Source organism: Mesorhizobium sp. P2_E10 (assembly GCF_056404235.1).
Genome location: NZ_JBFUEK010000006.1, coordinates 217,805 through 238,942 on the forward strand (window position 1 = coordinate 217,805; position 21,138 = coordinate 238,942).

The window sequence follows — 21,138 nt, forward strand, 5'->3', positions numbered from 1 at the left end:
AGCGCGGTCATTGTATGACCACTGGTGGCGCAACGCAGACAATTCTAAAACCGGCTTCCGACGATCTAACCGGGGCGCAGTCTCAGTTGTTGCGGGCCGCCACGAACTTGGCCGCAGCCTTGAGCAAAACCGCCTGTTCGCCATAAGGTTCGAGCAGCGCATGGGCCTGGTCAACGAGACCATGAAGCTGCTGCCGCGCCCATTTCGCGCCATGCAACGCGACCAGCGTTGCCTTGCCGGCGGCGGCATCCTTGCCGGTGGCCTTGCCCATCTGGCTGATGTCAGCCGTCAGGTCGAGCAGGTCGTCGGCAAGCTGAAAGGCAAGGCCGATCGCCGAGCCGAATTCGGCCAGCCGGTCGCGGTCTTCGCGTGGCGCGCCGGCGATGATGGCGCCCGCCTCGCAGGCAAAACGGATCAGCGCGCCGGTCTTCATGGCCTGCAGCCGGATGATGCCGGCCTCGTCGGGCCTGATACGCTCGGCTTCGAGGTCGAGCATCTGGCCGCCGACCATGCTGCCGGCGCCGGCGGCACGCGCCAGCGCCAGCACCAGCGCTGCCCGGCGCTCCGCCGGCAGCGCCGTCGCCTCGTCGGCAAGGATGTCGAAGGCAAGCGTCAGCAAGGCGTCGCCGGCAAGGATGGCGGTGGCCTCGTCGAAAGCCTTGTGCACGGTCGGCTGGCCGCGGCGCAGATCGTCATCGTCCATGGAAGGCAGATCGTCATGGATCAGCGAATAGCAGTGCACGCATTCGAGCGCCGCCGCCACGCGCAGTGCCGCCTCGTCATCGGCGGCAAACAAAGCGGCACTTTCCAAGACCAGGAACGGGCGCAGGCGCTTGCCGCCGTTCAGCACGCCGTGGCGCATTGCCGCCATCAGGCGTTCCGGGCGAGCGATCTCGCCAGAAAGCGTGCGTGCGTCGAGAAGCCGCCGCAGCAGCACTTCCAGCGCGCCCGCGCGCGCGCCAAGCAGCGTTTCGAAGGCGATTTGGTCGTCTTTCGTCATAGCCGGGAGCGGTAGCCGACACTCAGACGTTGCGCAAGAAGCCAAGCGCCATTATGCCGGAGCAGGGGTGTAGCACGGGTTGAGCGGCTTGGCGGAACCGATCGTCGATCAAGAAATCGAAGGGCTGGACATGGCGGCGAGACCGAAAGGCGGCAACCGCATCGGTCTCAAACGCTGGGTCCGGCGCGGCATTGTCGTGGCTGCTGTGCTGGCGCTGATCCCGACGGTGCTGACCTTCCTCTACATGCCGTCCTTCGTGCATCCGGTGTCGACATTGATGCTGAAGGATCTGGCGACGTTTTCCGGCTACGACCGACGCTGGGTTTCGATCGACGATGTGGCGCCAGTGCTGGCCAATTCGGTGATCATGTCGGAGGACGGGCAGTTCTGTTTCCATCGCGGCGTCGATTTTGGCGAGTTGCGCGGCGTCGTCGACGACGCGCTGGCCGGCGAGATGACGCGCGGCGCGTCGACCATCACTATGCAGACGGTGAAGAACCTCTATCTGTGGTCGCGGCCGCTTGGCTCTGTGCGCAAGGTGGTCGAACTGCCGCTGGCGGTCTATTTCGACGCGGTGCTGTCGAAACGGCGGATCATGGAAATCTATCTCAACATCGCCGAATGGGGACCGGGCATCTATGGCATCGAGGCCGCCGCCCAGCATCATTTCGGTGTCTCGGCAAAACAGCTGACACGGCGCCAGGCGGCACTGCTGGCCGTCAGTCTGCCCAACCCGATCACCCGCAACCCGGCCAAGCCTGGACCGGGGCTGAGACGGCTGGCGGCGCTGATCGAGCGGCGCGCCGGAAGGTCCGGCGCCTATGTCGGCTGTCTTCACTAGTCTGCCGGCTTCAAAAAAATTCGGCGCAGTGCTGGCCAAAACCACATCAGGCGTGTATAGGCACCCGACTTCTTCAGATTTCGGCCCCTGACACGGCCCTTTCACGAGGGCGGGCGGGGCTTTTTGACCATGTAGTGGAGCATATCCATGGCCGTTCCGAAACGCAAAACCTCTCCGTCCAAGCGCGGCATGCGCCGCTCGGCCGACGCCCTCAAGGCCCCGACCTATGTCGAGGACAAGAATTCCGGCGAAATGCGCCGTCCGCACCATATCGACCTGAAGACCGGCATGTATCGCGGTCGCCAGGTGTTGACGCCCAAGGAAAGCTGAGACCAGCTTTCTCGAAGGTTGAGTTCTAAAGGACCGGCCAGTGGCCGGTCTTTTTGCGTTTAAAGCGCTGATCGCTGAGCTGAATGGGGCGTGAGCGTGCGGCCAGCTCTACGGATGTAGGCCGGGCTCAGCTGACACCGTTGTTTCGCGCGGTTTCTTTCCGTGTTTGCGGTTGCCGACGAAAATTCTTGACGGCGGGCGCCGGGCGCATACTACAGAAGGCAGTCCAACCCGGAGCCGCCTGATGTTCGGTGCCATTCCGCTGCTGATCGTGCCTTTCGTGCTCTACAATCTCGGGCTTCTGGGAATATTCGGCAGCGGCGACGATCCGTGGGCGAGCGAAATCTTCTCGTTCAAGATGATGTCGGGCGGTGTGTTCTCGATGACGCTCGGCGACCTGATGGTGCTGATCGGGCTGGTCTTCCTGTTCCTCGAAATGGTGAAGTCGGTGCGCACCACAAACGCCTCGATCATGGACCATCTTTTGTCGACGCTGGTCTTCGTCGCCTTCCTGGTCGAGTTCCTGCTGGTGAAGGGCGCGGCGCACTCCGTCTTCTTCACGCTGATGCTCATCGCGCTGTTCGATGTGCTTGCCGGCTTCTCCGTCTCGATGCGGTCAGCCAGCAGGGATATCAATCTCAATTAGGCTGCATTGATATTCAGGTGATGCCGGCCTGCGAAGGGCGGCTTCCTGCGCTTCCGGTACTCACGTACCCAAAAGTACGCTCCGTTCCGGTTCTCGGAAACCGCCCTTCTCGACTCGGCCTGACCTTAATCTCAACGCACCCTCGCCTCTACGCCAAAAGACGCTTAGCCGGGGTCGGCGGTGAAGCCTGCCGCCTCGATGCCGGCGATGGCAGCCGCCTCGTCATTGTCCGACGTGTCGCCGGAAATGCCGACAGCGCCGATGACGACGCCCGCCTTGTCGCGGATCAGCACGCCGCCGACAACTGGCAGCACGCGCCCTCCCGACACGTCGGAGATGCCGGCGACCAGATGCGGGCGCTCCTTGGCGAACGCCTCGACGCGGCGCGAGCCCATGCCGATGGCGAGCGCACCATAGGCCTTGCCGGCGGACATTTGCGGGCGCAGGAACGAGGCGCCGTCCTGGCGCTGGAAAGCCACCAGATGGGCGCCGGCGTCGAGCACCGAGACGCCCAACGGCTTGAACTTCAATTCGGCACCCTTGGCAAAGGCGGCCTCGATGATTTGCTTGGCTTTGTCGAGCGTCAGGACGGTCATGGCAGTCTCCTGTTGGAACGCGTGATTCATTGACCGGGAGCGGGAGAAATGAAATCCCGGTTGCGGTTGAAATTGCTTCGCGTGAAGAGGCGTAGTGGAGGCCGATGGCATTCTGGATCATGCCGTTGGCGGGCACCGTCCCGATATGGCGTTGCCGTCCAGCCGTTTCCAGACCTGCTGCAGAAGACGGGGTTTCTAGGCGACCTTTTTCTTGGCGCGCGCCGGCTTCTTGACCGGGGCTGCGGGCGCATTGGCGAGGTCTTCGGCTTCCTTGGCGAGGCGCAGCGCCCTCAGCTTATTGGTCTTGGCCTGGCGTGCATCGCTTTCGGCGACATATTCCGCCATCGCCTTCTGGCGGACCGTGGCTGCTTCTTCCTGCTTCTTGAAACGCGAATCGGCCCGCGCGCGGGCAGTGTCCTTAGAGTTCTCAACCAAGTGCGTTTTCCAATCCCGTAAATTATGATTTTCAGTCACTTGATAGCAGAGCCGGCCTGCAAATGGCAAAATAAGTTGGTCAGGAGACCGGGTGGCGCCCGGCCGCCTGCGCCTTGCGGGCGACCACGGCCTCGTATGCGGCCTGCAAGGTGGCGCGGACGGTGGCGCCTGCCAGCGTGGCGGAAGGCGCCCCCAGGTGGTCGTGGCGCAGCTCATCCATGAACCGTTCCCATAATGGCGGGCCGCCTTTTTCCAGCAGCTCGGCACGGATCGAGAGTTCCTCGCTGACCGGCAGCCAGACACGGCCCCAGGCGCCGAGATGCGCCAGGATGGGCACCAACGTGATGGCCATTTCGGTCAGGCTGTAGATCGCCTTCTGCTTGTGGCTGGGATCGTCGGCCTTGGTCAGCATGCCAAGCTCCATCAGCCGCTTCAGCCGGTCCGCGAGGATGTTGGAGGCGATGCCTTCCATCGAGCCGTTGAGCAGTTCGCGAAAATGGCGTTTGCCGCCAAAAATCATGTCGCGAAGAATGATCAGGCTCCAGCGGTCGCCAAACACTTCCAGCGACAGATTGATCGGGCATCCGGACCGGTGATCGAGGCTCATGCGACTCTCCAGAAAAAAACTGGTTGCATTATCGTATCAGTCTTATTATCGTGCAACCGATTGCAAAATGCAATCAGTTTAGATGGTGGAGAGGAGATTCCCATGGCCAAGGCTCAAGCACCCGAAATCAAGTCGCAGACGTTTGGCGATTCCGCACATCCAGCGCTGCTGCTGATCATGGGCGCCATGGCTTCGATGCTATGGTGGCCGGAGGCGCTTTGCCGCAAGCTCGCCGGCGAAGGTCGTTTCGTGATCCGCTATGATAATCGCGATACCGGCCTGTCGACCAAATATGCGCCGGGCGCCTACACATTCGACGACATGGCGGACGATGCCGTCAGTGTCCTCGACAGCTACGGCATAGCGAGGGCGCATGTGGTCGGCATGTCGGCGGGCGGCATGATCGCGCAGCTGGTGGCGTTGAAACACCCCTCGCGTGTCATCTCGCTGACGGTGATCAGCAGTTCGCCGGTGGGGATCGACACGTCGCATCTACCTGGGACGACGGCAGCCTACATGGAGCACTCGGCCGAGGGGGCTGATGTCGACTGGTCGAACCGCGAGCAGGTGGTCGACTTCATCGTCAAGGACGCACACGCGATCGCCAGCACCGTGCATCCCTTCGACGAGGCGAAGACGCGGGCGTTCATCGAACAGGACTATGACCGATCCGGTGGCTTCTTGAGCGCGACCAATCATTTCATGCTGAAAGGCGGCGAGGACTGGAAAGGGCGCCTGCACGAGATCAAGGCCCCGCTTCTCGTCATTCACGGGACGTCAGATCCAATCTTTCCGGTCGAGCATGGTGCAGCCCTTGCCGAAGCGGTGCCCGGCGGACGGCTCGTCCGCATCGAAGGTGGTGGCCACGAACTGCATCCCCAGGATTGGGCGACAATTGTCGCCGCCATCACAGCCCATACCCAACCCAGCTAAGCGCCCGAGCCGGACCTTGACACAAAATGGCTGCGGCAATAGTTAAGCAAATGCTTCAGCGTTAAGCTGTTGCCGCGGCGCAAGGCCAGATCTGCAAACCACGAAAAGAGACGAGCAAGACAATGTCCCTGACGATGCATCTCCATCCGCTGGCGTCCTTCTGCTGGAAGCCGCTGATCGCGCTCTACGAGAACGGCACGCCGTTCGCCGCCGTGATCGTCGATCTCGGCGATGAGCAATCACGCGCGGCCTTCCTCAGGATATCGCCGACAGGCAAGATGCCGGCGCTGCGCGACGATGCGCGCGACCGCACGGTGCTGGAATCGACCATCGTCATCGAATATCTGGCCGCGCACTATCCCGGTCCGGTCGACCTCGTTCCCGCCGACATCGACCTGGCGCTGATAGTCCGCCAGGCCGATCGCTTCTACGATTTCTACGTCCAGGCGCCGATGCAGAAGATCGTCGCCGACAGGTTGCGGCCGCAGGACAAGATCGACCCGTTCGGGGTCGAGGAGGCGCGCGCGCAACTGCGTAATGCCTACGCCATCATCGAGCAGGATATGCAATCGAAGACATGGGCGACCGGCGAGGCCTTCACCATGGCCGACTGCGCCGCGGCACCGGCATTGTTCTACGCCAACAAAGTCGAGCCGCTGGGTGACAAATACCCGGCCGTGAAGCGCTATCACGACCGGTTGCTGCAACGCCCGTCGGTCGTCCGCGTCATCGAGGAAGCGCAGCCTTACTTCAAATTCTTTCCCTACAACAACGGTTGAGCCCGATGCTGCACGATACCGCCCAGCTCGACCTGATGTTCCAGGCGCTTGCCGACCCGGCGCGGCGCAGCATGGTCGAGCGGCTGTCGCGTGGCCCGGCTTCGGTCAGCCAGCTGGCCGAGCCGCTGGCGATGTCGCTGTCGGCGGTCGTCCAGCACCTCAATGTGCTCGAGGCGAGCGGCCTCGTGCGTACGGAAAAGCTCGGCCGGGTGCGCACCTGCCAGATCGAGCCGAAAGCGTTGCGGAGCGCCGAGCACTGGATCAACGAACGGCGCCTGACCTGGGAGCGTCGGCTCGACCGGCTGGGCGACTTCCTGGCGCAAACCAAAGATGAAATCGACGAAAACTGAAGGAGACAACCATGACCGAACGAACCGTCGTCCATTCCACCTTCGTCATCGAACGCTTCTATCCGGCAGCGCCGGCGAAGGTCTATTTCGCGCTCAGCAATCCGGCCGCCAAGCGGCGCTGGTTCGCCGATCCTGATAGTCCGAACCCGAGCAGGCACGAGATGGATTTCCGTATCGGCGGCAGGGAGATCAATGCCGGCGGGCCGAAGGACGGACCGATCTACACCTACAACGCCGTCTACCAGGACATCGTGCCGAATGAGCGCATCGTCTACAGCTACGATATGCTGTTCGGCGAGGCCCGCATCTCGGTGTCGCTGGCGACGATCGAACTTCGCCCGGAAGGTAAAGGCACGCGGCTGGTCTTGACCGAGCAGGGCGCCTTTCTCGACGGCCATGACAACTCCGCCAGCCGCGAACATGGTACAGGCGTGTTGCTCGATATGCTGGGCGCAGCGCTGGCCGCCGAGGGCTGACAGTCAGTCCCTGGCGAGACGCTTCAGCCCCCCGGCGTTCCAAGCTGCTCGGCTTCCCAGAACTGGTCGAGCCAGATGTTGAGTTTCAGGAAGCCGGCATTGCTGACCGTATAGACGCGCCGCGTGCCTTCGGCCTTGGCGTTGACCAGCCCGGCCTCGAGCAGCACCTTCAGATGTTGCGAAACGGCCGGGCGCGACACTGGCAGTCCGGCGGCCAGTTCATTGACGGTCTTCGGCCCGCGCCGGAGCTCTTCGAGAAGATGGCGCCGATTGGGATCGGCAATCGCCAGGAAGGCATCGGAAAAGATCATGCCTCATTTGTGAGGCAAAGTTTTCCGAATCTCAACCATTGGTTTCATCTTTTCTGCGCGGGTCGAGCCGCAATGCTTCCGGCGTGACCGAGCGATCGGCCGGTTGGGTCTTGAACGCATCGCGGTTTTCGATCGGCACCGGGGCGCGGCGGCTGATGCGCAGCAGCGTGTAGCCGGCCAGGCTGAGATGGGCGAGCGCGGTCGCCAGGAACAGGCCTTCGGGCCGCATCCAGCCCATCAGGGCAGCGGCCAGCAGCGGTCCGATCATGGTGCCGAAGCCATAGAGCAGCAGCAGGCCACCCGACACTTTGACGAAATCCTCGGAGCGTGCGTGATCGTTGGCATGCGCGACCGCGATCGAATAGAGCGTGTAGGCGAAAGCGCCATAGGCGCCGGTGAAGACCAGGACGAAGACCGCGGAGCGCGGTTCGAACAGGAAAATGGCGAGAGCAAACAGCGCGGCGCCAAAGGCCGCGCCCGCCAGCACGAAACGGCGGTCGGTCTTGTCGGACAGCCGCCCCGCCGGAAGCTGCATGGCCGCACCCGCAACGACCACAAGGCTCATCATCAGCGCGATCTGTGGGGTGGAAATGCCGATGCGGGCGCCATAGACGGCGCCCAGCGTGCCCCAGGCACCGTTGGCAATACCGATCAACAGGCAGGCGATCGCCGATACCGGCGAATTCTTATAAAGGCCTTTGACGTCGAGTGAGACGTCCTGCAGCGGCTTGGGGTGCGAAGCCGTCGAAACGGCGGTCGGGATCAACGACAGGCAAAACAGGATGCCGGTGATCATGAACAGCGAGGCGGACTTCACGTCGCCGCCGGCGACGATCATCTGGCCGCCCATGATCGAGGCGTAGGTGACCATCATGTAAAGGCCGAAGACGGTGCCGCGGTTCTCGTTGGTGGCCTTCTCGTTCAGCCAGCTTTCGATGACCATGAAGGCGCCGGCCATGGTGAAACCGGTGAAGGCGCGCAGCAGGATCCAGAAATATTCGTCGATGATCAGGCCGGTGAGCAGCGCGACAATGGCACCCGACGCGGCAAAGGCGCCAAAAGCCCTGACATGGCCGGCGCGGCGCACGATGCGCGGCGCAAAGAAGCAGCCGGTGACGAAGCCGCCGGCCCAGGCCGTGCCCATCAGGCCGAGCGATGCCGTCGAGAAGCCTTCGAGCTGGCCGCGCAACGGCAACAACAGGCCGTGCAGCCCCGATGCCGCCAGCAGGAAAGCGGTGCCGCGCAGCAGCGAAAGGATCGGTCGGTAGGTTGCAAACATTTTTGGATCCGGCTGGGGTTACGGGGCAGGTCTGAAGACAGTCGTATTCGGGCTTTTCGGCGGCGCTTGCGCCAGCTCTCGGGAATTATCCGCGGCGAAACAGTGCTTCAGCGGCCGACTTGGTGGTGTCCTTGCTCTTGAGTTCAGCTTCCAGCCGGGCAATCTCGTCACGCAGGATGCCGATCCGCTCGGACAGTTCGCTAAGCGAAAGCAACGACAGATCCTGCCCGATCTCGTGCGGTCGTGCCTTCTTTTTGGGTTCGTCGTCGAAGATCGCCATCGTCGCTCCTCCCTGATTTGGCCATTTGCCTGATTTGGCAATGAGCATACATAGGGCAAGGGCGTGGATGCAAACAGCCGGCATAGGCAGGCGAAGCAAGACGGGAAATTTCATGGCGAGCGGACAGAGAATTCCGGCCAGGATGACGGCCATCGCGATCACGGAGCCCGGTGGGCCACGTGTGCTGAAGCCGGAGACGCGCGACGTGCCGATGCCGGGTCCGGGCGAAATCCTGATCCGGGTGCGTGCCGCCGGTGTCAACCGGCCGGATGTGCAGCAGCGCAAGGGTGCCTATCCAGCGCCGCCCGGCGCGTCGGACCTGCCGGGCCTCGAGGCGTCGGGCGAGGTGGCAGCGCTTGGCGACGAGATATCGCGCTGGCGTGTCGGCGACCGGGTCTGCGCGCTGACGCCCGGCGGCGGCTATGCAGAATACGTCAAGGTTCCCGCCGGTAGCGTGCTGCCGCTGCCCGCCGGTTTCACCCACACCGAAGCGGCGGCGGTGCCGGAAAACTATTTCACCGTCTGGCACAATGTGTTCGAGCGCGGCGGCCTGAAAAAGGGCGAGACATTGCTCGTCCATGGCGGCTCATCCGGCATTGGCACCACGGCGATCCAGCTTGCCTCGGCATTTGGCGCCTATGTCATCACCACCGCCGGCAGCGAGGACAAATGCGATGCCTGCCTGAAGATCGGCGCCGACCGGGCGATCAATTACCGCGAGGAGGATTTCGTCGCCGCGGTCAAGGAGGCCACCGGCGGCAAGGGCGCCAATGTCATCCTCGACATGGTCGGCGGCGACTATGTGGCGCGCAACTACGAGGCCGCCGCGATCGAAGGCCGCATCGTCCAGATCGCCGTGCAAAGCGGGGCGGTGGCGAGCGCCGATTTCTCGAAGATCATGGTCAAGCGGCTGACCCATACCGGCTCGACGCTGCGGCCGCGCACCGTCGAGTTCAAGGCGGCACTAGCCGCCGCGCTGGAAGCCCAGGTGTGGCCATTGCTCGGCACCCGCAGGATAGCGCCAGTCATGGACATGATCTTTCCGCTCAGCGAAGCCTGGCGGGCGCATGAGCGGATGGAGGACGGCGATCATATAGGCAAGATCGTGCTCGACGTCGGCTAGGATGTGCCGATATTCAGGTGAGGCCGGCCTGCGAACAGCTGATACCTGCGCTTCCGGCCTTCGCCGGCCCGAAGCACTCATGAGTGGTTGTGGCAGTTAAGGCTACGGCCGGCGTAGGCCGGTGCTCACGTACTTGAGTACGCTCCGCTCTGGTTCTCGGTATTAGCCGTTCTCGACTCGGCCTGACCTGAATCTCGACACATCCTCCGCGCTCACCCCTGTCAGCAAGATGAACAAAGGCTTAATGCTGCAATGCACAATTGCATTGCGGCCATGCAAAAGCGTCTGTTCAATTTGTGGGCAGCGATGCCTATCTAAGCGTCATCGAAACGATTTGATCCAACAAATGGAGGAATACCATGAACCCGATCCGCGCTTACCGTAACTGGCGTATGTACAATGAAACCGTGCGCGAGCTGAACAAGCTCAACGCCCGTCAGCTCAACGATCTCGGCATCAACCGCGCCGACATCGAGGCAATCGCCCGCAAGGCGATCTGATTTCGAGCCTGGTCCGCTCCCAAGATCGGACCATGCTTTGGAAGCCAGAGCCGTAGCAGACGCTTTGCCGTCGCCGGTTCCGAACCCGCTGGACCCTGTCCGGCGGGTTTTGTCTTTTCAGCTGTTGGGTCCATGGCTTTGGCCGGTCCCAGATTGTGCTGGCGCCGCCTTTGCCGCGCGTCCTCCCAAACCCGTTGCGATTTGACCTGAGAGCGGTTATACAGACCGCGAATTTCCCATTTTGGTGGCTCTAAACCACCGCCCGCGCGGGAACGCGGGCGAACGAGAAGGATTTTTGCAATGGCCAATACGCTGCTGATGCCCAAGGCGACCGCCGTCTGGCTGGTCGACAACACCGCGCTGTCCTTTGAGCAGATCGCGCAGTTCTGCGGGCTGCATCCGCTCGAGGTCAAGGCGATCGCCGACGGCGAATCGGCGCAAGGCATCAAGGGCATGGATCCGATCATGACCGGCCAGCTGAGCCGCGACGAGATCGCGCGCGCCGAGAAGGACCCGAACCAGCGCCTGAAGCTGTCGGATCCCAAGGTGCGGGTGCCGGAATCCAAGCGCAAGGGTCCGCGCTACACGCCGCTGTCGAAGCGCCAGGACCGGCCCAACGCCATCCTCTGGCTGGTGCGCAACCACCCCGAACTGAAAGACGCGCAGATCTCGCGCCTGGTCGGCACCACCAAATCGACGATCGATCAGATCCGCGACCGGAAGCACTGGAATTCGGCCAATCTGCAGCCGATGGATCCGGTGACGCTGGGTCTCGCCTCGCAGATCGACCTCGACATGGAAGTCAACCGCGCCTCGCGTGGCCGCGAGCAGCCGCAGCCGGTTGGCGATACGCTGCTGCCGGCAGCCTTGACCGAACGGCTGGTGCCGGCGCCGGAGAAGCCGAAGGACGAGGACGCCGAACTCGACGCCAATGCCGTCTTCGCCAAGCTTTCGGCGCTGAAGTCGAAGAACCCGGATCCGGACGAGGAAGAGTAGGAAGCGGTCGGCCGCAGGCCGATCCAGCATAGCAAAAAGCCCGCTTCGAGCGGGCTTTTTTATTGCCAGGATTTTTGCGGTTTCAGGTTCGCGCCGCCCGGTCCGGCGCCATGCCGTAATCCTCCGAGCGCTCCACCGCCCGATAGAAGTCGGTCAGCTGCTTGCCGCGCTCCGGCTTGAAGTTGCGGCCGGCGATGACCACCGAAGCGAGGCGATCGATGCGGAAGGCGCGGAAATCGTCGCGCATCTCGCACCAGGCGACCAATGTCCATACCTTGCCCCAGAACCACAGACCGAGCGGGCGGATATCGCGCGCGGTGCCACGGCCGGCCTCGTCGGAATAGTCGATGGTCAGCACCTGACGCTTTTCGACGGCGCGCTCGATCAGGTCGATTGCTTCCCGTGCGGCATCACTCACCACCCACATCGGCGTGTGGATCTCGGTGCGGGCGATGCGATCCTTCTCGGCGTCGGGCAGCACGGCGCCGATCTTGACCAGCGCCTCCTCGGCGGCCCGCGCCATGGCGGCGCCCCCAAAGGCGCGCACCATGCGGGCGCCGGCGACCAGCGCGACGATCTCGTCACGCGTAAACATCAGCGGCGGAAGGTCGAAACCCTCCCTCATCATGTAGCCGACGCCGGCCTCGCCGTCGATCGGCACCCCGGTCGACTGCAGGTCGGCGATGTCGCGATAGATGGTACGCTCGGAAACCTCGAGCCACGTGCCCAGTTTCTGGGCGGTGACCAGACGGCCACCGCGCAGATGCTGCACGATCTGGAAGAGCCTGTCGGCGCGGCGCATCGTATGGTCCCTTGTTTCTATGCACGTCGTGACCCCAAAACCGGTTCCCGTTTTTGGGCGGCACGCATTATGGTTCCAGCCCTTCGCTCTTGCGCTGCGCGGCAACGAATGCCGTGCCGAAGGACAATTTCTTGGTTGTCGGCGTGTTCGCGTCGAGCACTCGCCAGAATGGCGCAATGTCATTCAACGTCATGCCGCGCTCGAGATCCTCGTTGGCAGCTTCGGCGACAGTGCGCAGATGATAGCCGATGGTGACCGGACATGTCACTTCGGCACCGTGCTCGATGGCGAGCGCGGTGCGCAGGGCACGGACATCCATATCCACGCCTTTGGGAATTGTGCGGATGAAATCGTCGACCTGACGTGCCGTCGGTACCAGCATCGGCTGGCCTTCGACGACGTCGGACATCGTGCGCGGCGTCGGCTTGACGCCGTGAATGCCGGGCGTGTTCAACCTGTCGTTCCAGCTCTTCACCATATGAATGCGTTCCCGCTAGACGAAAAGTCCAAAACTGTTGCCGTCCGGGTCGAGACAATAGGCGAACGTACCGGCCGGGATTGAGATCGCCGGCGAGACGACCTTGCCGCCATTCTCGGTCACCCGTGCCATTGCGTCCTCGATCGGTGCCGCGACCGACAAATGGATGGTCGGGCCGGTTCCTGGCGCTGCCGGCTTTCCGGGATAGACATGCCCCGATGCCAATCGTTCCTGGGCACTGAACATGGCGATCGGGTTTGGACCGCTCTCCTCGAGCGTCAGATCGTTCTGCAGTACCGAGGCGTAGAAGGCGCGTGCCCGATCCATGTCAGTGACCGGTATTTCGAACCATGCCGATGCCTTTGCGGGAATGAAGGCCATATCTCTCTCCTGACATCGCTGCACTATGGCACGCGGCTCCTGACACCATACTGTCAGGAGCTTTCAGCATGCTCTTTGGCCAGCCGGCGAAACATTTCGATGAAAAGGACATTGCTGTTCGGGCACCGCTTGCTCCATCCCATGCGCGCCGAACCTGTCATGTGGGCGTTGTGACGCCCACATCCAACAGTCGTGGCGAAAAAACTCAATTGCCGCGGATGTGGCGGCCTTCAAACATATCCGGCCAACCAATGTCCTTGCGGACGTCCGGCGGCAGCGAATTCATGAAGCGCTGGGTGCGGATCTCGTTGCGCATCGTCCGGATCTTGCCGACATAGTGCTGGACGCTGCGAAGAATTGTGGAACCGTTCATGGCGACTCTCCTCTGTTTTGATGAGAGCATCATCGCACACCCCTCCTGACAGCAGTCTGTCAGGAGCTTTCAGGGTCTTTGACGATCCTTGCTGCTTGTGCCGGCGTTGCGTTCGAGGCGAAGCGATTGTTCACTATCAGTGTCGACCAAGGTGGAGGTCGTTCAGCCTCCAGCGACGGACTGTCGGCGTTTGCGGCCTTCAGCAGCAGGGCCAGCGTTCTGATATGGGAGGAGAACAATTTTCCTTAAAACAGGTCCATGACCTGGGGAGACGACCATGAGCCTGCAACTGACAGGAATTCACCATCTGACGGCAATCACCGCCAATGCGCCGGGAAATCTTCATTTCTACACGAGGGTTCTGGGTTTGCGGCTGGTCAAGAAGACGGTCAACCAGGACGATACGTCCGCCTATCACCTTTTCTACGCCGATGGAGAGGCGACGCCGGGCAGCGACCTTACCTTCTTCGACTGGCCGGTCGGGCGCGAACGCCGAGGCACCCACAGCATCATCCGCACAGGCCTCCGGGTCGGCAGTCCCGAAAGCCTTGCCTGGTGGAAAGAACGCCTGGCCGGCGAAAACATCGCGACCGGAGAGATCGGCGATATTGGCGGCACCCTGTCGCTGGATTTCGAGGACCCCGAGGGCCAGCGCCTGCGTCTTGTCAGCGATGGTGGCGGAGGTGGCAGCCACCCCTGGGCGCAAAGCCCGGTGCCGGTCGCGCACCAGATACGCGGGCTCGGGCCGATCGTGATCAGCGTTCCCGATATCACCAACACCGAGGCGGTGCTGACCAGGGTGATGAACATGCGCAAAGTGCGCGACTATGCTTCGCCGGACGGCGAGGGGCAGGTGCATGTCTTCGAAATGGGTGAGGGTGGGCCGGCGGCGGAGCTTCATGTCGCGGTGCAGCCCGGCCTTTCGCCGGCAGGTCAAGGTGCGGGTGCCGTCCATCACGTCGCCTTCCGGGCGCCGGACCAGGCAACATTGCATCAATGGACGGCGCGGTTGGCGGAGTTTCGCCTGCCGTCAAGCGGCGAGGTCGAGCGTTACTACTTCCGCTCGCTCTATTTCCGCGAGCCGAACGGCATCCTGTTCGAGATCGCCACCGACGGACCGGGGTTCACCGCCGACGAGCCGCTGGAGACGCTGGGCGAGAAGCTGGCCTTGCCGCCGTTCCTCGAACCGAAGCGCGCCACGATCGAGGCCGGCCTCAAGCCGCTAGTCTAGGGCGCTCATCCGGACAGGCGAGGAGCGCCTTTGACAGCCGGCCCCGATGCTGGTCAAAGACGGCATGTCGAAACTCCTCGCCCTCGTCATCATTGGCATGATGGCCATCCAGCTGATCAAGCCGCTCGGCTGGCCGGGGCTGAAGCGGCGCAGCGATTTCTGGAAGCTGGCGCTGCTGGCCATGGCGGCGATCTCGATCACGGCGGTGCTGGGGCATTGGACCTGAGGCCGGCCATAGGGCCGGCCGATCATTCGGCGACCACCAGCCCGACGAGATGCTCAGCCCAAGCGCGGTAACCGGCCTCCGAGGCATGAAATCCATCGGACGCAAAACCAGCCTCGGGGTCGTCGATCGGCAGGCGTGGCGCTGGCACCGCGCCGCGCTCGAGGCAAAGGCGCTCGCCCATGCGGTTCATCTCACTGGCGCGGATCTCCAGGATCTTGCCGAGCAGCGACGGCATTGCCGGCGCACGGGTGAACTCCAGCACCGGCGACCAGACCACGCGCGCCTCTGGCCATTTGGCGCGTAGCGCATAGAGCAGGCCGCCGAACTCCTTCTTGAAGCGCGGCACCGAATGGAAATTCTTGGTGTCGTTGGTGCCGATGGCCAGCACGATATGCGTCCATGGATCGGCCGACAAATTGGGCAGCACGTGGTCGCGGATCTGGCCTGACGTCGCCGAGTTGAAGCCGGCGGCGCGCCAGCGCACGGCACGGCCGGTGCGTTGCGCAACCAGCGCTGCCAGCTGCGCGGCAAGCCCGTTCTCCGAATTACCGATGCCGACCGAGGCGGCGGAGGAGTCGCCCAGCACCAACAGCGAGATCGCCGGCGCCTTGCCGGCGACATCGTGCATGACCGGGCCTTGCGCCGGCAGCATGCGAGAGGTGCGGCGGCGCACACCGAGCCCTTGCCAGATGTAGACCGGGAAGGCGAGCCAGGTGAGGAGGGCGAGAGGGCGCACAGCGAAGACCTTGAGACAATCAAAGATGTGGACTTAGCGCATCTGGCGTCGCGGGTGAACGACCTTGGTGCCGGCCGGTGTCAGGCTTTGCTTTGGTGGCAGCGGTCGTCGCTTTGTGTCCCGGACCTGTCGCCATACTCATCGTGCAGCCGCACCCAGTCCATCAGGCTATGGTAGGGACCTGTCTCGTTGCGGCCTTTCGGCGTCATATCGAGATAGTGATAGGCGCCGATCAAAGGATCGCCGCCTCTGGAGCGCGACATGAAGGTCAGGAAGATGTCGCCCTTCTCGTCCCTGTAGAACACGCTGCTGCCGGGAAGCTCCTTCGATGTCCGGGGGCGTGTCTCGAAATTGTAAGTGGTGTCGCCGGCTGCGATCTGCTTGTCGGTGAAGGACACCTGCATGTCGAAGTTGAAGTCCGAGGCGTAGGACGACAGCCAGTCGAATTTCCAGCCCATGCGCTGCTTGTAGGGGAGCAGTTCGGCCAGCGGTGCGCGCGAAACCACGACCAGCGACACGTCGTGATGCCTGAGATGCTGGTTGGCGCCGTCGATGTGGTCGGCAAGAAACGAACAGCCCTCGCAGCGGTGGTCAGCGCCCGGCCCGAACATGAAGTGGTAGACGATCAGCTGGCTTTTGCCGGCGAACAGGTCGGCCAACCGCTTCGGTCCGCGTTCGGTCTCGAAGACATAGTCCTTGCGGATTTTCAGCCAGGGCAATTCCCGGCGCTCGGCGGCGATGCGGTCGCGAAACCGCGTCAATTCCTTCTCGCGCGCCAGATGCGCCTTGTGCGCCTCGAACCAGTCTTCGCGCGAAACGACCTTGTTGCGATGCATGAGCTTCTCCCTGTCATTCACCTCAAGGACGTTCGGGGTCGGCGCAAGCCGACATCGCCGCCAGCCTTTTTAGGGAGGAGATAGGCATGCGGATGCCGCCCCCCAAGCCGGGCGGCTGCAAATCAAAACCCGGGCGCATCGGCCCGGGTCCGGATCAAGACAGGCGCGTCGGGGTCAGGCGGCCTTTTCCAGGCTCGCCTGCCATTTTCCGAGCGCCGCCAGATGGTTCATGCGGGCGCGGTGGGCGAAGGCGGCCTGGCCGGCGGCGATGTTCGAGGCCTTGCCGCTCCAGGCCTTCTGCGGAGCGGCCTGCAGGGCGCGGCCATAGGAGAAGGTCAGCTTCCACGGGTGCGGCCCGATGGCATTGATGGCGTTGAGGTTGGCGGTCGCCTCTTCGTCCTCCTGGCCGCCGGAGAGGAAAGCGATGCCCGACACCGCGGAAGGCACCGTCTGGCGGAACAGCTTTATGGTCTTTTCGGCGACCTCCTCCGGGCTGCTCACCTTGCCCGATTTCTTGCCGGCGAGAACCATGTTCGGCTTCAGGATGGTGCCTTCCAGCACGACGCCGGCTGCGTGGAGTTCGTCATAGAGTTTTATCAGCGTCGCCTTCGAGATTGCGAAACAGGTGTTAATGTCGTGGGCGCCGTCCATCAGCACTTCCGGCTCGACGATCGGCACGATGCCGGCCTCCTGGCAGAGCGCTGCATAGCGGGCGAGAGCATGGGCGTTCGAGTTGATCGAATTTGTCGAGGGCACACCCTTGCCGGTGTCGATATCGATCACCGCGCGCCATTTGGCGAAGCGGGCGCCGAGCTTGTAATAGTCGGCGAGCCGTTCGCGCAGGCCGTCGAGACCTTCGGTGACGGTGTCGCCGGGAAAGCCGGCCAGCGGCTTGGCGCCGGCGTCGACCTTGATGCCGGGAATGGCGCCGGCGGCCTTGATGATGTCGACCAGCGGCGTGCCGTCGGCGGCCTTCTGGCGGATCGTCTCGTCATAGAGGATGACGCCGGAGATGTATTTGGTCATCGCATCCTTGGCGCGGAACATCATCTCGCGATAGTCGCGGCGGCTGTCGGCGGTGGATTCGACGCCGATGACGTCAAAACGCTTCTTGATGGTGCCGGAGCTTTCGTCGGCCGCCAGCAGGCCCTTGCCATCGGCCACGATCGCGGCGGCAATGTCTTCGAGACGTTCGCTCATGCTGCTTCTCCTGAAACGGTTTTCCGTGCCAACGGAACTCTACCGCCAAAGGAATGGCGCCGGAAAGCTCGAATCGCTTGAAAGTCCCCGGCGCCGCTGTTCGCTCTCGTGGTGTTGATCGCCTCAGTGCTTCAACACGTCGACGCCGGGCAGCGGCTTGCCTTCCATCCATTCCAGGAAGGCGCCGCCGGCGGTCGAGACATAGGTGAAGTCGTCGGCGACGCCGGCATGGTTGAGTGCCGCCACCGTATCGCCGCCGCCGGCGACCGAGACCAGCTTGCCGGCCTTGGTGCGCGCCGCTGCGTGCTTGGCCGCCGCCACCGTGGCGTGGTCGAAGGGCTCGATCTCGAAGGCGCCAAGCGGGCCATTCCAGACCAGCGTCGCGGCGCGGTCGATCCATTCGGCGATGGTCTTCACGGTCTTTTCGCCGACATCGAGGATCATGCCGTCGGCCGGCACCGCCGCTATGGCGACGGTTTCGCTAGCAGCGCCCGCCTTGAATTCTCTGGCGACGACGCCGTCGACCGGCAGGATGATGGCGCAGCCGGCCTCGGCTGCCTCTATCATGATCTGCTTGGCGGTCGGGGCCAGATCATGCTCGCACAGCGATTTGCCGACATCGGTGCCGCGCGCGGCAAGGAAGGTGTTGGCCATGCCGCCGCCGATGACCAGCGCGTCGACCTTCTTCACAAGATTCATCAACAGGTCGATCTTGCTCGAAACCTTGGCGCCGCCGACGATGGCGACCACCGGGCGGACGGGATTGCCGAGGCCCTTTTCCAGCGCGTCGAGCTCGGCCTGCATGGTGCGGCCGGCGAAGGCCGGCAGCAGATGCGCCAGCCCTTCGGTCGACGAATGGGCGCGGTGCGCGGCGGAAAAAGCATCGTTGACGAAAATGTCGCCATTGGCCGCCAGCTTTTCGGTGAAGGCCGGATCGTTCTTCTCCTCGGCCTTGTAGAAGCGCGTGTTTTCGAGCAGCAGCACGTCGCCCTTGTTCATGGCGGCAACCGCGCTCGCTGCCTTGTCGCCGATACAGTCCGCAGCAAAGCAAACGGGACGGCCGAGCACGTCGGCAGTCGCCTTGGCGATCGGCTCCAGCGAGAATTCGGGCGAGGGACCGTCCTTGGGTCGGCCGAAATGGGCGAGCAGGATGACCTTGGCGCCTTTGCCGGACAATTCGGCGATGGTCGGCGCGATGCGCTCGATGCGGGTGGCGTCGGTGACCTGGCCGTCGGCGACGGGAACGTTGAGGTCGACGCGCACCAGCACGCGCTTGCCGGAGATGTTGCCGATATCGTCGAGTGTCCTAAAGCCGGCCATGCTGGTCCCTTTCGCGAAAAATCGCCGGGACCATACCCCGCACCGTCGACGATGCAAGACCTGCGGCGGGGCAGAGCGGAAAATATGATCCGGCATTTGGCGTCGGGAGCGGTCAGCTCTCGCTTTGTGACTTTTCCACCGCCGGTTCCGGGGCTGGTTCCACCTCGGCCTCGGCGTCAGCAATCTGCGGTTCACCGGGCTTGCGCCAGTTGCGGACAATGGCGGAGAGCCGGTCGCGGATTTCGCCGGCACTCAGGAAGACCGGCACCCGCGCCACCGGCGCGGTCGGCTCGAAGGACAGGCCGAGGCCCATGATCTTGCCCTTGTCGTCGACGTCGCGGACGATCAGTTCGATCGGGCCAATCAGCACCCGGTCGGCATATTCGGCGTGACCGCCGAGCCGTGCCGTCACCAGGGCGCCCACGGTCAGCTTGCGCTCCGCTTCGGTCAGGCCCGGCGCGTAGGCGGTCTCCAATTCCTCGGCCGAGCGCGCCGGGTCGACGGCGAAGGCGCCGAAGAAATCGGCATCCTCGGGATCGACCACGGCGCGGCTGGCGAACAATTTGTCGAGCAGGCGCGGATAGCGGTCGGGCACGAAAATGTAGACTTGGTCGCCGGCCGCCAGCCGGCCCATGTCCTGGAAGCGCATCGAGCGCCCGTCGCGCAGCACCAGCGAGGGCCGTGCCCAGCGCGGAATACGCTCGCCGCGCGCCACAGGGCTGCCAGGTGCGACGCGGTAGGCAAGCAATTCGTGATGGGCCGAGCCCGGCAGCTCGAGCTCGACCTTGTCCAGTGGTCCTAGGCGGGCCGGCACGATCAGGCCGAGACGGCGCGCCAGCGGCCCGACCGTCCAGCCCTGGATGACCAGCGACACCAGCACGATGATGAAGGCGGTGTTGAAGATGAGGCGGCCATTCTCCAGGCCGCCGAGCAGCGGCGTGATGGCGAGCAGGATGGACACGGCGCCGCGCAAGCCGACCCAGGACACGAAGGCGACCTCGGGGCGCGGCAGGCGAAACGGGATCAGGCACAGCCAGACGGCAAGCGGCCGGGCGATGAAGATCAGGAACAGGCCGAGTAGCACCGCCGGCACCATGATCGCCGGAAACTGCGATGGCGTCGCGAACAGGCCAAGGATCAGGAACATGATGATCTGCGCCAGCCACGACATGCCGTCCTGGAAGCGCTTGAGAATGGTGACGGCGCGGATGTCGGAATTGCCGGCGACCAGGCCGGCGAGATAGACCGCCAGAAAGCCCGAGCCGCCGATGGCGCCGGCGGCGGCGAACACCATCAGAGACAAGGTCAGCACGAAGATCGGCAGCAGGCCGTGATCGAGATTGAGCCGGTCAACGAGGCGCACGATGGCCATGCCACCGAGAATGCCGACGACGGCGCCAAGCCCCATGTTGAGCAGGAAGCCGAGGACGAGGTTGGTGACCAGAACCTTGGCCTCGGGGTCGGCGTGGGCGGCGATGATCTCGACCAGCGTGATGGTCAGGAAGATGGCAATCGGGTCATTGGTGCCTGATTCGACTTCGAGCGTGGCGCGCACGCGTTCGCGTAGGTTGATCTCGCCGGCGCGCAACAGGAAGAACACCGCGGCTGCGTCGGTCGAGGCGACGGCGGCACCGAGCAGGAAGGATTCCAGCCAGGTAAGATCGAGCATATAGTAGGCAGCGGCGCCGAACAGGCCGGTGGTCAACAGGACGCCGACGGTCGCCAACGACAGCGCCGGCCCCGCCGCCTGCCGCAAGGCGTTGAGCGGCGTGCCGAAACCGGAATCGAACAGAATGACGGCGAGCGCCAGTGAGCCGGCAAAATAAGCCAGCCGCGCATTGTCGAACTGGATGCCGAGGCCATCGGTTCCGGTGGCCAGGCCGATGCACAAAAACAAGAGCAGGAGGGGAGCGCCGAAGCGGAAGGCGATCAGGCTCGAAAACGCGGCGGCAAGGACAAGCGCGGTGCCGACCAGCGTGACGAGATAGATCGCATGCTCCATCCGTGATTTGCCCCTCGAATTCCTCTTTCTCCCGATTTACGGAGAGTGGGGCGAAGGCATGGCCAGCGCAA

At 63.5% G+C, this 21,138-nt stretch carries 28 protein-coding genes; 12 read left to right on the top strand and 16 right to left on the bottom strand.

The annotated features are described in order from the left end of the window. Positions 1-82 precede the first annotated feature (82 nt). Positions 83-1,000, bottom strand: coding sequence for a polyprenyl synthetase family protein (locus tag AC1D0N_RS18225; RefSeq protein WP_477246263.1), 918 nt, complete (start codon positions 998-1,000; stop codon positions 83-85). Positions 1,001-1,079: 79 nt separating this feature from the next. On the opposite strand from AC1D0N_RS18225, the gene AC1D0N_RS18230 reads away from it, so the two are divergent. The 3 genes from AC1D0N_RS18230 to AC1D0N_RS18240 all read left to right on the top strand — a co-directional run bounded on the left by AC1D0N_RS18230 (position 1,080) and on the right by AC1D0N_RS18240 (position 2,817). After that, positions 1,080-1,841 (top strand): biosynthetic peptidoglycan transglycosylase, encoded by a 762-nt coding sequence (locus AC1D0N_RS18230; protein WP_477246265.1) that lies wholly within the window; start codon positions 1,080-1,082, stop codon positions 1,839-1,841. Positions 1,842-1,988: 147 nt separating this feature from the next. Beyond that, entirely contained in the window at positions 1,989-2,171 is a 183-nt protein-coding gene (gene rpmF, locus AC1D0N_RS18235; protein WP_008834724.1) for a 50S ribosomal protein L32, read from the top strand. 244 nt (positions 2,172-2,415) lie between these two features. Continuing rightward, positions 2,416-2,817: a hypothetical protein gene (locus AC1D0N_RS18240; protein WP_477246266.1), complete on the top strand. Its 402-nt coding sequence runs from the start codon at positions 2,416-2,418 to the stop codon at positions 2,815-2,817. Positions 2,818-2,981: 164 nt separating this feature from the next. Here the strand turns inward: AC1D0N_RS18240 and AC1D0N_RS18245 are convergent, their stop codons facing one another. The 3 genes from AC1D0N_RS18245 to AC1D0N_RS18255 form a co-directional block, all read right to left on the bottom strand. Then, complete coding sequence (locus tag AC1D0N_RS18245) at positions 2,982-3,413, bottom strand: GlcG/HbpS family heme-binding protein (RefSeq protein ID WP_477246268.1); 432 nt, start codon at positions 3,411-3,413, stop codon at positions 2,982-2,984. A gap of 195 nt (positions 3,414-3,608) precedes the next feature. Then, positions 3,609-3,848: a hypothetical protein gene (locus AC1D0N_RS18250; protein WP_477246270.1), complete on the bottom strand. Its 240-nt coding sequence runs from the start codon at positions 3,846-3,848 to the stop codon at positions 3,609-3,611. Positions 3,849-3,927: 79 nt separating this feature from the next. Continuing rightward, entirely contained in the window at positions 3,928-4,455 is a 528-nt protein-coding gene (locus AC1D0N_RS18255) for a winged helix-turn-helix transcriptional regulator (protein ID WP_477246272.1), read from the bottom strand. A 102-nt stretch (positions 4,456-4,557) separates the two neighbouring features. On the opposite strand from AC1D0N_RS18255, the gene AC1D0N_RS18260 reads away from it, so the two are divergent. The 4 genes from AC1D0N_RS18260 (at position 4,558) to AC1D0N_RS18275 (ending at position 6,993) form a co-directional block, all read left to right on the top strand. Further along, positions 4,558-5,388, top strand: a complete 831-nt coding sequence (locus AC1D0N_RS18260) for an alpha/beta fold hydrolase (RefSeq protein WP_477246274.1) — start codon at positions 4,558-4,560, stop codon at positions 5,386-5,388. 122 nt (positions 5,389-5,510) lie between these two features. Further along, positions 5,511-6,167 carry a glutathione S-transferase family protein gene (locus AC1D0N_RS18265; protein ID WP_477246276.1) on the top strand — a complete coding sequence of 219 codons (657 nt, stop codon included), beginning with the start codon at positions 5,511-5,513 and terminating at the stop codon, positions 6,165-6,167. Between the two features lie 5 nt (positions 6,168-6,172). Next, positions 6,173-6,517 carry an ArsR/SmtB family transcription factor gene (locus AC1D0N_RS18270; protein WP_477246278.1) on the top strand — a complete coding sequence of 115 codons (345 nt, stop codon included), beginning with the start codon at positions 6,173-6,175 and terminating at the stop codon, positions 6,515-6,517. Between the two features lie 11 nt (positions 6,518-6,528). Beyond that, positions 6,529-6,993, top strand: coding sequence for an SRPBCC family protein (locus tag AC1D0N_RS18275; protein ID WP_477246280.1), 465 nt, complete (start codon positions 6,529-6,531; stop codon positions 6,991-6,993). A 23-nt stretch (positions 6,994-7,016) separates the two neighbouring features. Here the strand turns inward: AC1D0N_RS18275 and AC1D0N_RS18280 are convergent, their stop codons facing one another. The 3 genes from AC1D0N_RS18280 to AC1D0N_RS18290 form a co-directional block, all read right to left on the bottom strand. Next, positions 7,017-7,304: an ArsR/SmtB family transcription factor gene (locus tag AC1D0N_RS18280; RefSeq protein ID WP_477246282.1), complete on the bottom strand. Its 288-nt coding sequence runs from the start codon at positions 7,302-7,304 to the stop codon at positions 7,017-7,019. 31 nt (positions 7,305-7,335) lie between these two features. Continuing rightward, positions 7,336-8,583: an MFS transporter gene (locus tag AC1D0N_RS18285; RefSeq protein ID WP_477246284.1), complete on the bottom strand. Its 1,248-nt coding sequence runs from the start codon at positions 8,581-8,583 to the stop codon at positions 7,336-7,338. A gap of 85 nt (positions 8,584-8,668) precedes the next feature. Then, the gene (locus AC1D0N_RS18290) at positions 8,669-8,863 is read right to left on the bottom strand and encodes a DUF1192 family protein (protein ID WP_477246286.1); all 195 of its coding nucleotides are present in this window, start codon (positions 8,861-8,863) and stop codon (positions 8,669-8,671) included. Positions 8,864-8,975: 112 nt separating this feature from the next. Here AC1D0N_RS18290 and AC1D0N_RS18295 point away from each other — a divergent pair, with 112 nt between their 5' ends. The 3 genes from AC1D0N_RS18295 to AC1D0N_RS18305 all read left to right on the top strand — a co-directional run bounded on the left by AC1D0N_RS18295 (position 8,976) and on the right by AC1D0N_RS18305 (position 11,482). After that, on the top strand, positions 8,976-9,986 hold the full coding sequence (locus tag AC1D0N_RS18295; protein WP_477246288.1) for an NAD(P)H-quinone oxidoreductase: 1,011 nt from the start codon (positions 8,976-8,978) through the stop codon (positions 9,984-9,986). Positions 9,987-10,345: 359 nt separating this feature from the next. Beyond that, positions 10,346-10,486, top strand: a complete 141-nt coding sequence (locus AC1D0N_RS18300) for a DUF1127 domain-containing protein (protein ID WP_477246290.1) — start codon at positions 10,346-10,348, stop codon at positions 10,484-10,486. 300 nt (positions 10,487-10,786) lie between these two features. Then, entirely contained in the window at positions 10,787-11,482 is a 696-nt protein-coding gene (locus tag AC1D0N_RS18305; protein ID WP_477246292.1) for a DUF1013 domain-containing protein, read from the top strand. An 82-nt stretch (positions 11,483-11,564) separates the two neighbouring features. On the opposite strand, the gene AC1D0N_RS18310 is transcribed toward AC1D0N_RS18305, so the two are convergent. From AC1D0N_RS18310 to AC1D0N_RS18325, 4 genes are all read right to left on the bottom strand, one after another. Further along, entirely contained in the window at positions 11,565-12,284 is a 720-nt protein-coding gene (locus tag AC1D0N_RS18310; protein ID WP_477246294.1) for a helix-turn-helix transcriptional regulator, read from the bottom strand. Between the two features lie 67 nt (positions 12,285-12,351). Then, positions 12,352-12,762, bottom strand: a complete 411-nt coding sequence (locus AC1D0N_RS18315) for a hypothetical protein (protein ID WP_477246296.1) — start codon at positions 12,760-12,762, stop codon at positions 12,352-12,354. Between the two features lie 15 nt (positions 12,763-12,777). Continuing rightward, positions 12,778-13,143 carry a VOC family protein gene (locus AC1D0N_RS18320; protein ID WP_477246298.1) on the bottom strand — a complete coding sequence of 122 codons (366 nt, stop codon included), beginning with the start codon at positions 13,141-13,143 and terminating at the stop codon, positions 12,778-12,780. Between the two features lie 205 nt (positions 13,144-13,348). Beyond that, positions 13,349-13,516, bottom strand: coding sequence for a hypothetical protein (locus AC1D0N_RS18325; RefSeq protein ID WP_477246300.1), 168 nt, complete (start codon positions 13,514-13,516; stop codon positions 13,349-13,351). Positions 13,517-13,793: 277 nt separating this feature from the next. On the opposite strand from AC1D0N_RS18325, the gene AC1D0N_RS18330 reads away from it, so the two are divergent. Beyond that, positions 13,794-14,747, top strand: coding sequence for a ring-cleaving dioxygenase (locus AC1D0N_RS18330; RefSeq protein ID WP_477246302.1), 954 nt, complete (start codon positions 13,794-13,796; stop codon positions 14,745-14,747). 46 nt (positions 14,748-14,793) lie between these two features. Further along, complete coding sequence (locus tag AC1D0N_RS18335) at positions 14,794-14,973, top strand: hypothetical protein (RefSeq protein ID WP_477246633.1); 180 nt, start codon at positions 14,794-14,796, stop codon at positions 14,971-14,973. A 22-nt stretch (positions 14,974-14,995) separates the two neighbouring features. On the opposite strand, the gene AC1D0N_RS18340 is transcribed toward AC1D0N_RS18335, so the two are convergent. From AC1D0N_RS18340 to AC1D0N_RS18360, 5 genes are all read right to left on the bottom strand, one after another. Further along, positions 14,996-15,709 (bottom strand): SGNH/GDSL hydrolase family protein, encoded by a 714-nt coding sequence (locus AC1D0N_RS18340; RefSeq protein ID WP_477246304.1) that lies wholly within the window; start codon positions 15,707-15,709, stop codon positions 14,996-14,998. Between the two features lie 80 nt (positions 15,710-15,789). Beyond that, entirely contained in the window at positions 15,790-16,545 is a 756-nt protein-coding gene (locus AC1D0N_RS18345; protein WP_477246306.1) for a DUF899 domain-containing protein, read from the bottom strand. 174 nt (positions 16,546-16,719) lie between these two features. Then, positions 16,720-17,745 (bottom strand): class I fructose-bisphosphate aldolase, encoded by a 1,026-nt coding sequence (locus AC1D0N_RS18350; protein WP_477246308.1) that lies wholly within the window; start codon positions 17,743-17,745, stop codon positions 16,720-16,722. Positions 17,746-17,868: 123 nt separating this feature from the next. Beyond that, positions 17,869-19,065 carry a phosphoglycerate kinase gene (locus tag AC1D0N_RS18355; RefSeq protein ID WP_477246310.1) on the bottom strand — a complete coding sequence of 399 codons (1,197 nt, stop codon included), beginning with the start codon at positions 19,063-19,065 and terminating at the stop codon, positions 17,869-17,871. A gap of 112 nt (positions 19,066-19,177) precedes the next feature. Beyond that, on the bottom strand, positions 19,178-21,067 hold the full coding sequence (locus tag AC1D0N_RS18360) for a potassium/proton antiporter (protein ID WP_477246312.1): 1,890 nt from the start codon (positions 21,065-21,067) through the stop codon (positions 19,178-19,180). Positions 21,068-21,138: the final 71 nt, after the last annotated feature.

Coding starts and splice junctions, on each gene's coding strand:
- AC1D0N_RS18295 (WP_477246288.1), top strand. CDS start 8,976: ATGGCGAGCGGACAGAGAATTCCGGCCAGGATGACGGCCATCGCGATC.
- AC1D0N_RS18245 (WP_477246268.1), bottom strand. CDS start 3,413: ATGACCGTCCTGACGCTCGACAAAGCCAAGCAAATCATCGAGGCCGCC.
- rpmF (WP_008834724.1), top strand. CDS start 1,989: ATGGCCGTTCCGAAACGCAAAACCTCTCCGTCCAAGCGCGGCATGCGC.
- AC1D0N_RS18260 (WP_477246274.1), top strand. CDS start 4,558: ATGGCCAAGGCTCAAGCACCCGAAATCAAGTCGCAGACGTTTGGCGAT.
- AC1D0N_RS18325 (WP_477246300.1), bottom strand. CDS start 13,516: ATGAACGGTTCCACAATTCTTCGCAGCGTCCAGCACTATGTCGGCAAG.
- AC1D0N_RS18275 (WP_477246280.1), top strand. CDS start 6,529: ATGACCGAACGAACCGTCGTCCATTCCACCTTCGTCATCGAACGCTTC.
- AC1D0N_RS18360 (WP_477246312.1), bottom strand. CDS start 21,067: ATGGAGCATGCGATCTATCTCGTCACGCTGGTCGGCACCGCGCTTGTC.
- AC1D0N_RS18335 (WP_477246633.1), top strand. CDS start 14,794: ATGCTGGTCAAAGACGGCATGTCGAAACTCCTCGCCCTCGTCATCATT.
- AC1D0N_RS18255 (WP_477246272.1), bottom strand. CDS start 4,455: ATGAGCCTCGATCACCGGTCCGGATGCCCGATCAATCTGTCGCTGGAA.
- AC1D0N_RS18350 (WP_477246308.1), bottom strand. CDS start 17,745: ATGAGCGAACGTCTCGAAGACATTGCCGCCGCGATCGTGGCCGATGGC.
- AC1D0N_RS18280 (WP_477246282.1), bottom strand. CDS start 7,304: ATGATCTTTTCCGATGCCTTCCTGGCGATTGCCGATCCCAATCGGCGC.
- AC1D0N_RS18355 (WP_477246310.1), bottom strand. CDS start 19,065: ATGGCCGGCTTTAGGACACTCGACGATATCGGCAACATCTCCGGCAAG.
- AC1D0N_RS18290 (WP_477246286.1), bottom strand. CDS start 8,863: ATGGCGATCTTCGACGACGAACCCAAAAAGAAGGCACGACCGCACGAG.
- AC1D0N_RS18305 (WP_477246292.1), top strand. CDS start 10,787: ATGGCCAATACGCTGCTGATGCCCAAGGCGACCGCCGTCTGGCTGGTC.
- AC1D0N_RS18225 (WP_477246263.1), bottom strand. CDS start 1,000: ATGACGAAAGACGACCAAATCGCCTTCGAAACGCTGCTTGGCGCGCGC.
- AC1D0N_RS18270 (WP_477246278.1), top strand. CDS start 6,173: ATGCTGCACGATACCGCCCAGCTCGACCTGATGTTCCAGGCGCTTGCC.
- AC1D0N_RS18315 (WP_477246296.1), bottom strand. CDS start 12,762: ATGGTGAAGAGCTGGAACGACAGGTTGAACACGCCCGGCATTCACGGC.
- AC1D0N_RS18310 (WP_477246294.1), bottom strand. CDS start 12,284: ATGCGCCGCGCCGACAGGCTCTTCCAGATCGTGCAGCATCTGCGCGGT.
- AC1D0N_RS18285 (WP_477246284.1), bottom strand. CDS start 8,583: ATGTTTGCAACCTACCGACCGATCCTTTCGCTGCTGCGCGGCACCGCT.
- AC1D0N_RS18345 (WP_477246306.1), bottom strand. CDS start 16,545: ATGCATCGCAACAAGGTCGTTTCGCGCGAAGACTGGTTCGAGGCGCAC.
- AC1D0N_RS18240 (WP_477246266.1), top strand. CDS start 2,416: ATGTTCGGTGCCATTCCGCTGCTGATCGTGCCTTTCGTGCTCTACAAT.
- AC1D0N_RS18320 (WP_477246298.1), bottom strand. CDS start 13,143: ATGGCCTTCATTCCCGCAAAGGCATCGGCATGGTTCGAAATACCGGTC.
- AC1D0N_RS18300 (WP_477246290.1), top strand. CDS start 10,346: ATGAACCCGATCCGCGCTTACCGTAACTGGCGTATGTACAATGAAACC.
- AC1D0N_RS18265 (WP_477246276.1), top strand. CDS start 5,511: ATGTCCCTGACGATGCATCTCCATCCGCTGGCGTCCTTCTGCTGGAAG.
- AC1D0N_RS18330 (WP_477246302.1), top strand. CDS start 13,794: ATGAGCCTGCAACTGACAGGAATTCACCATCTGACGGCAATCACCGCC.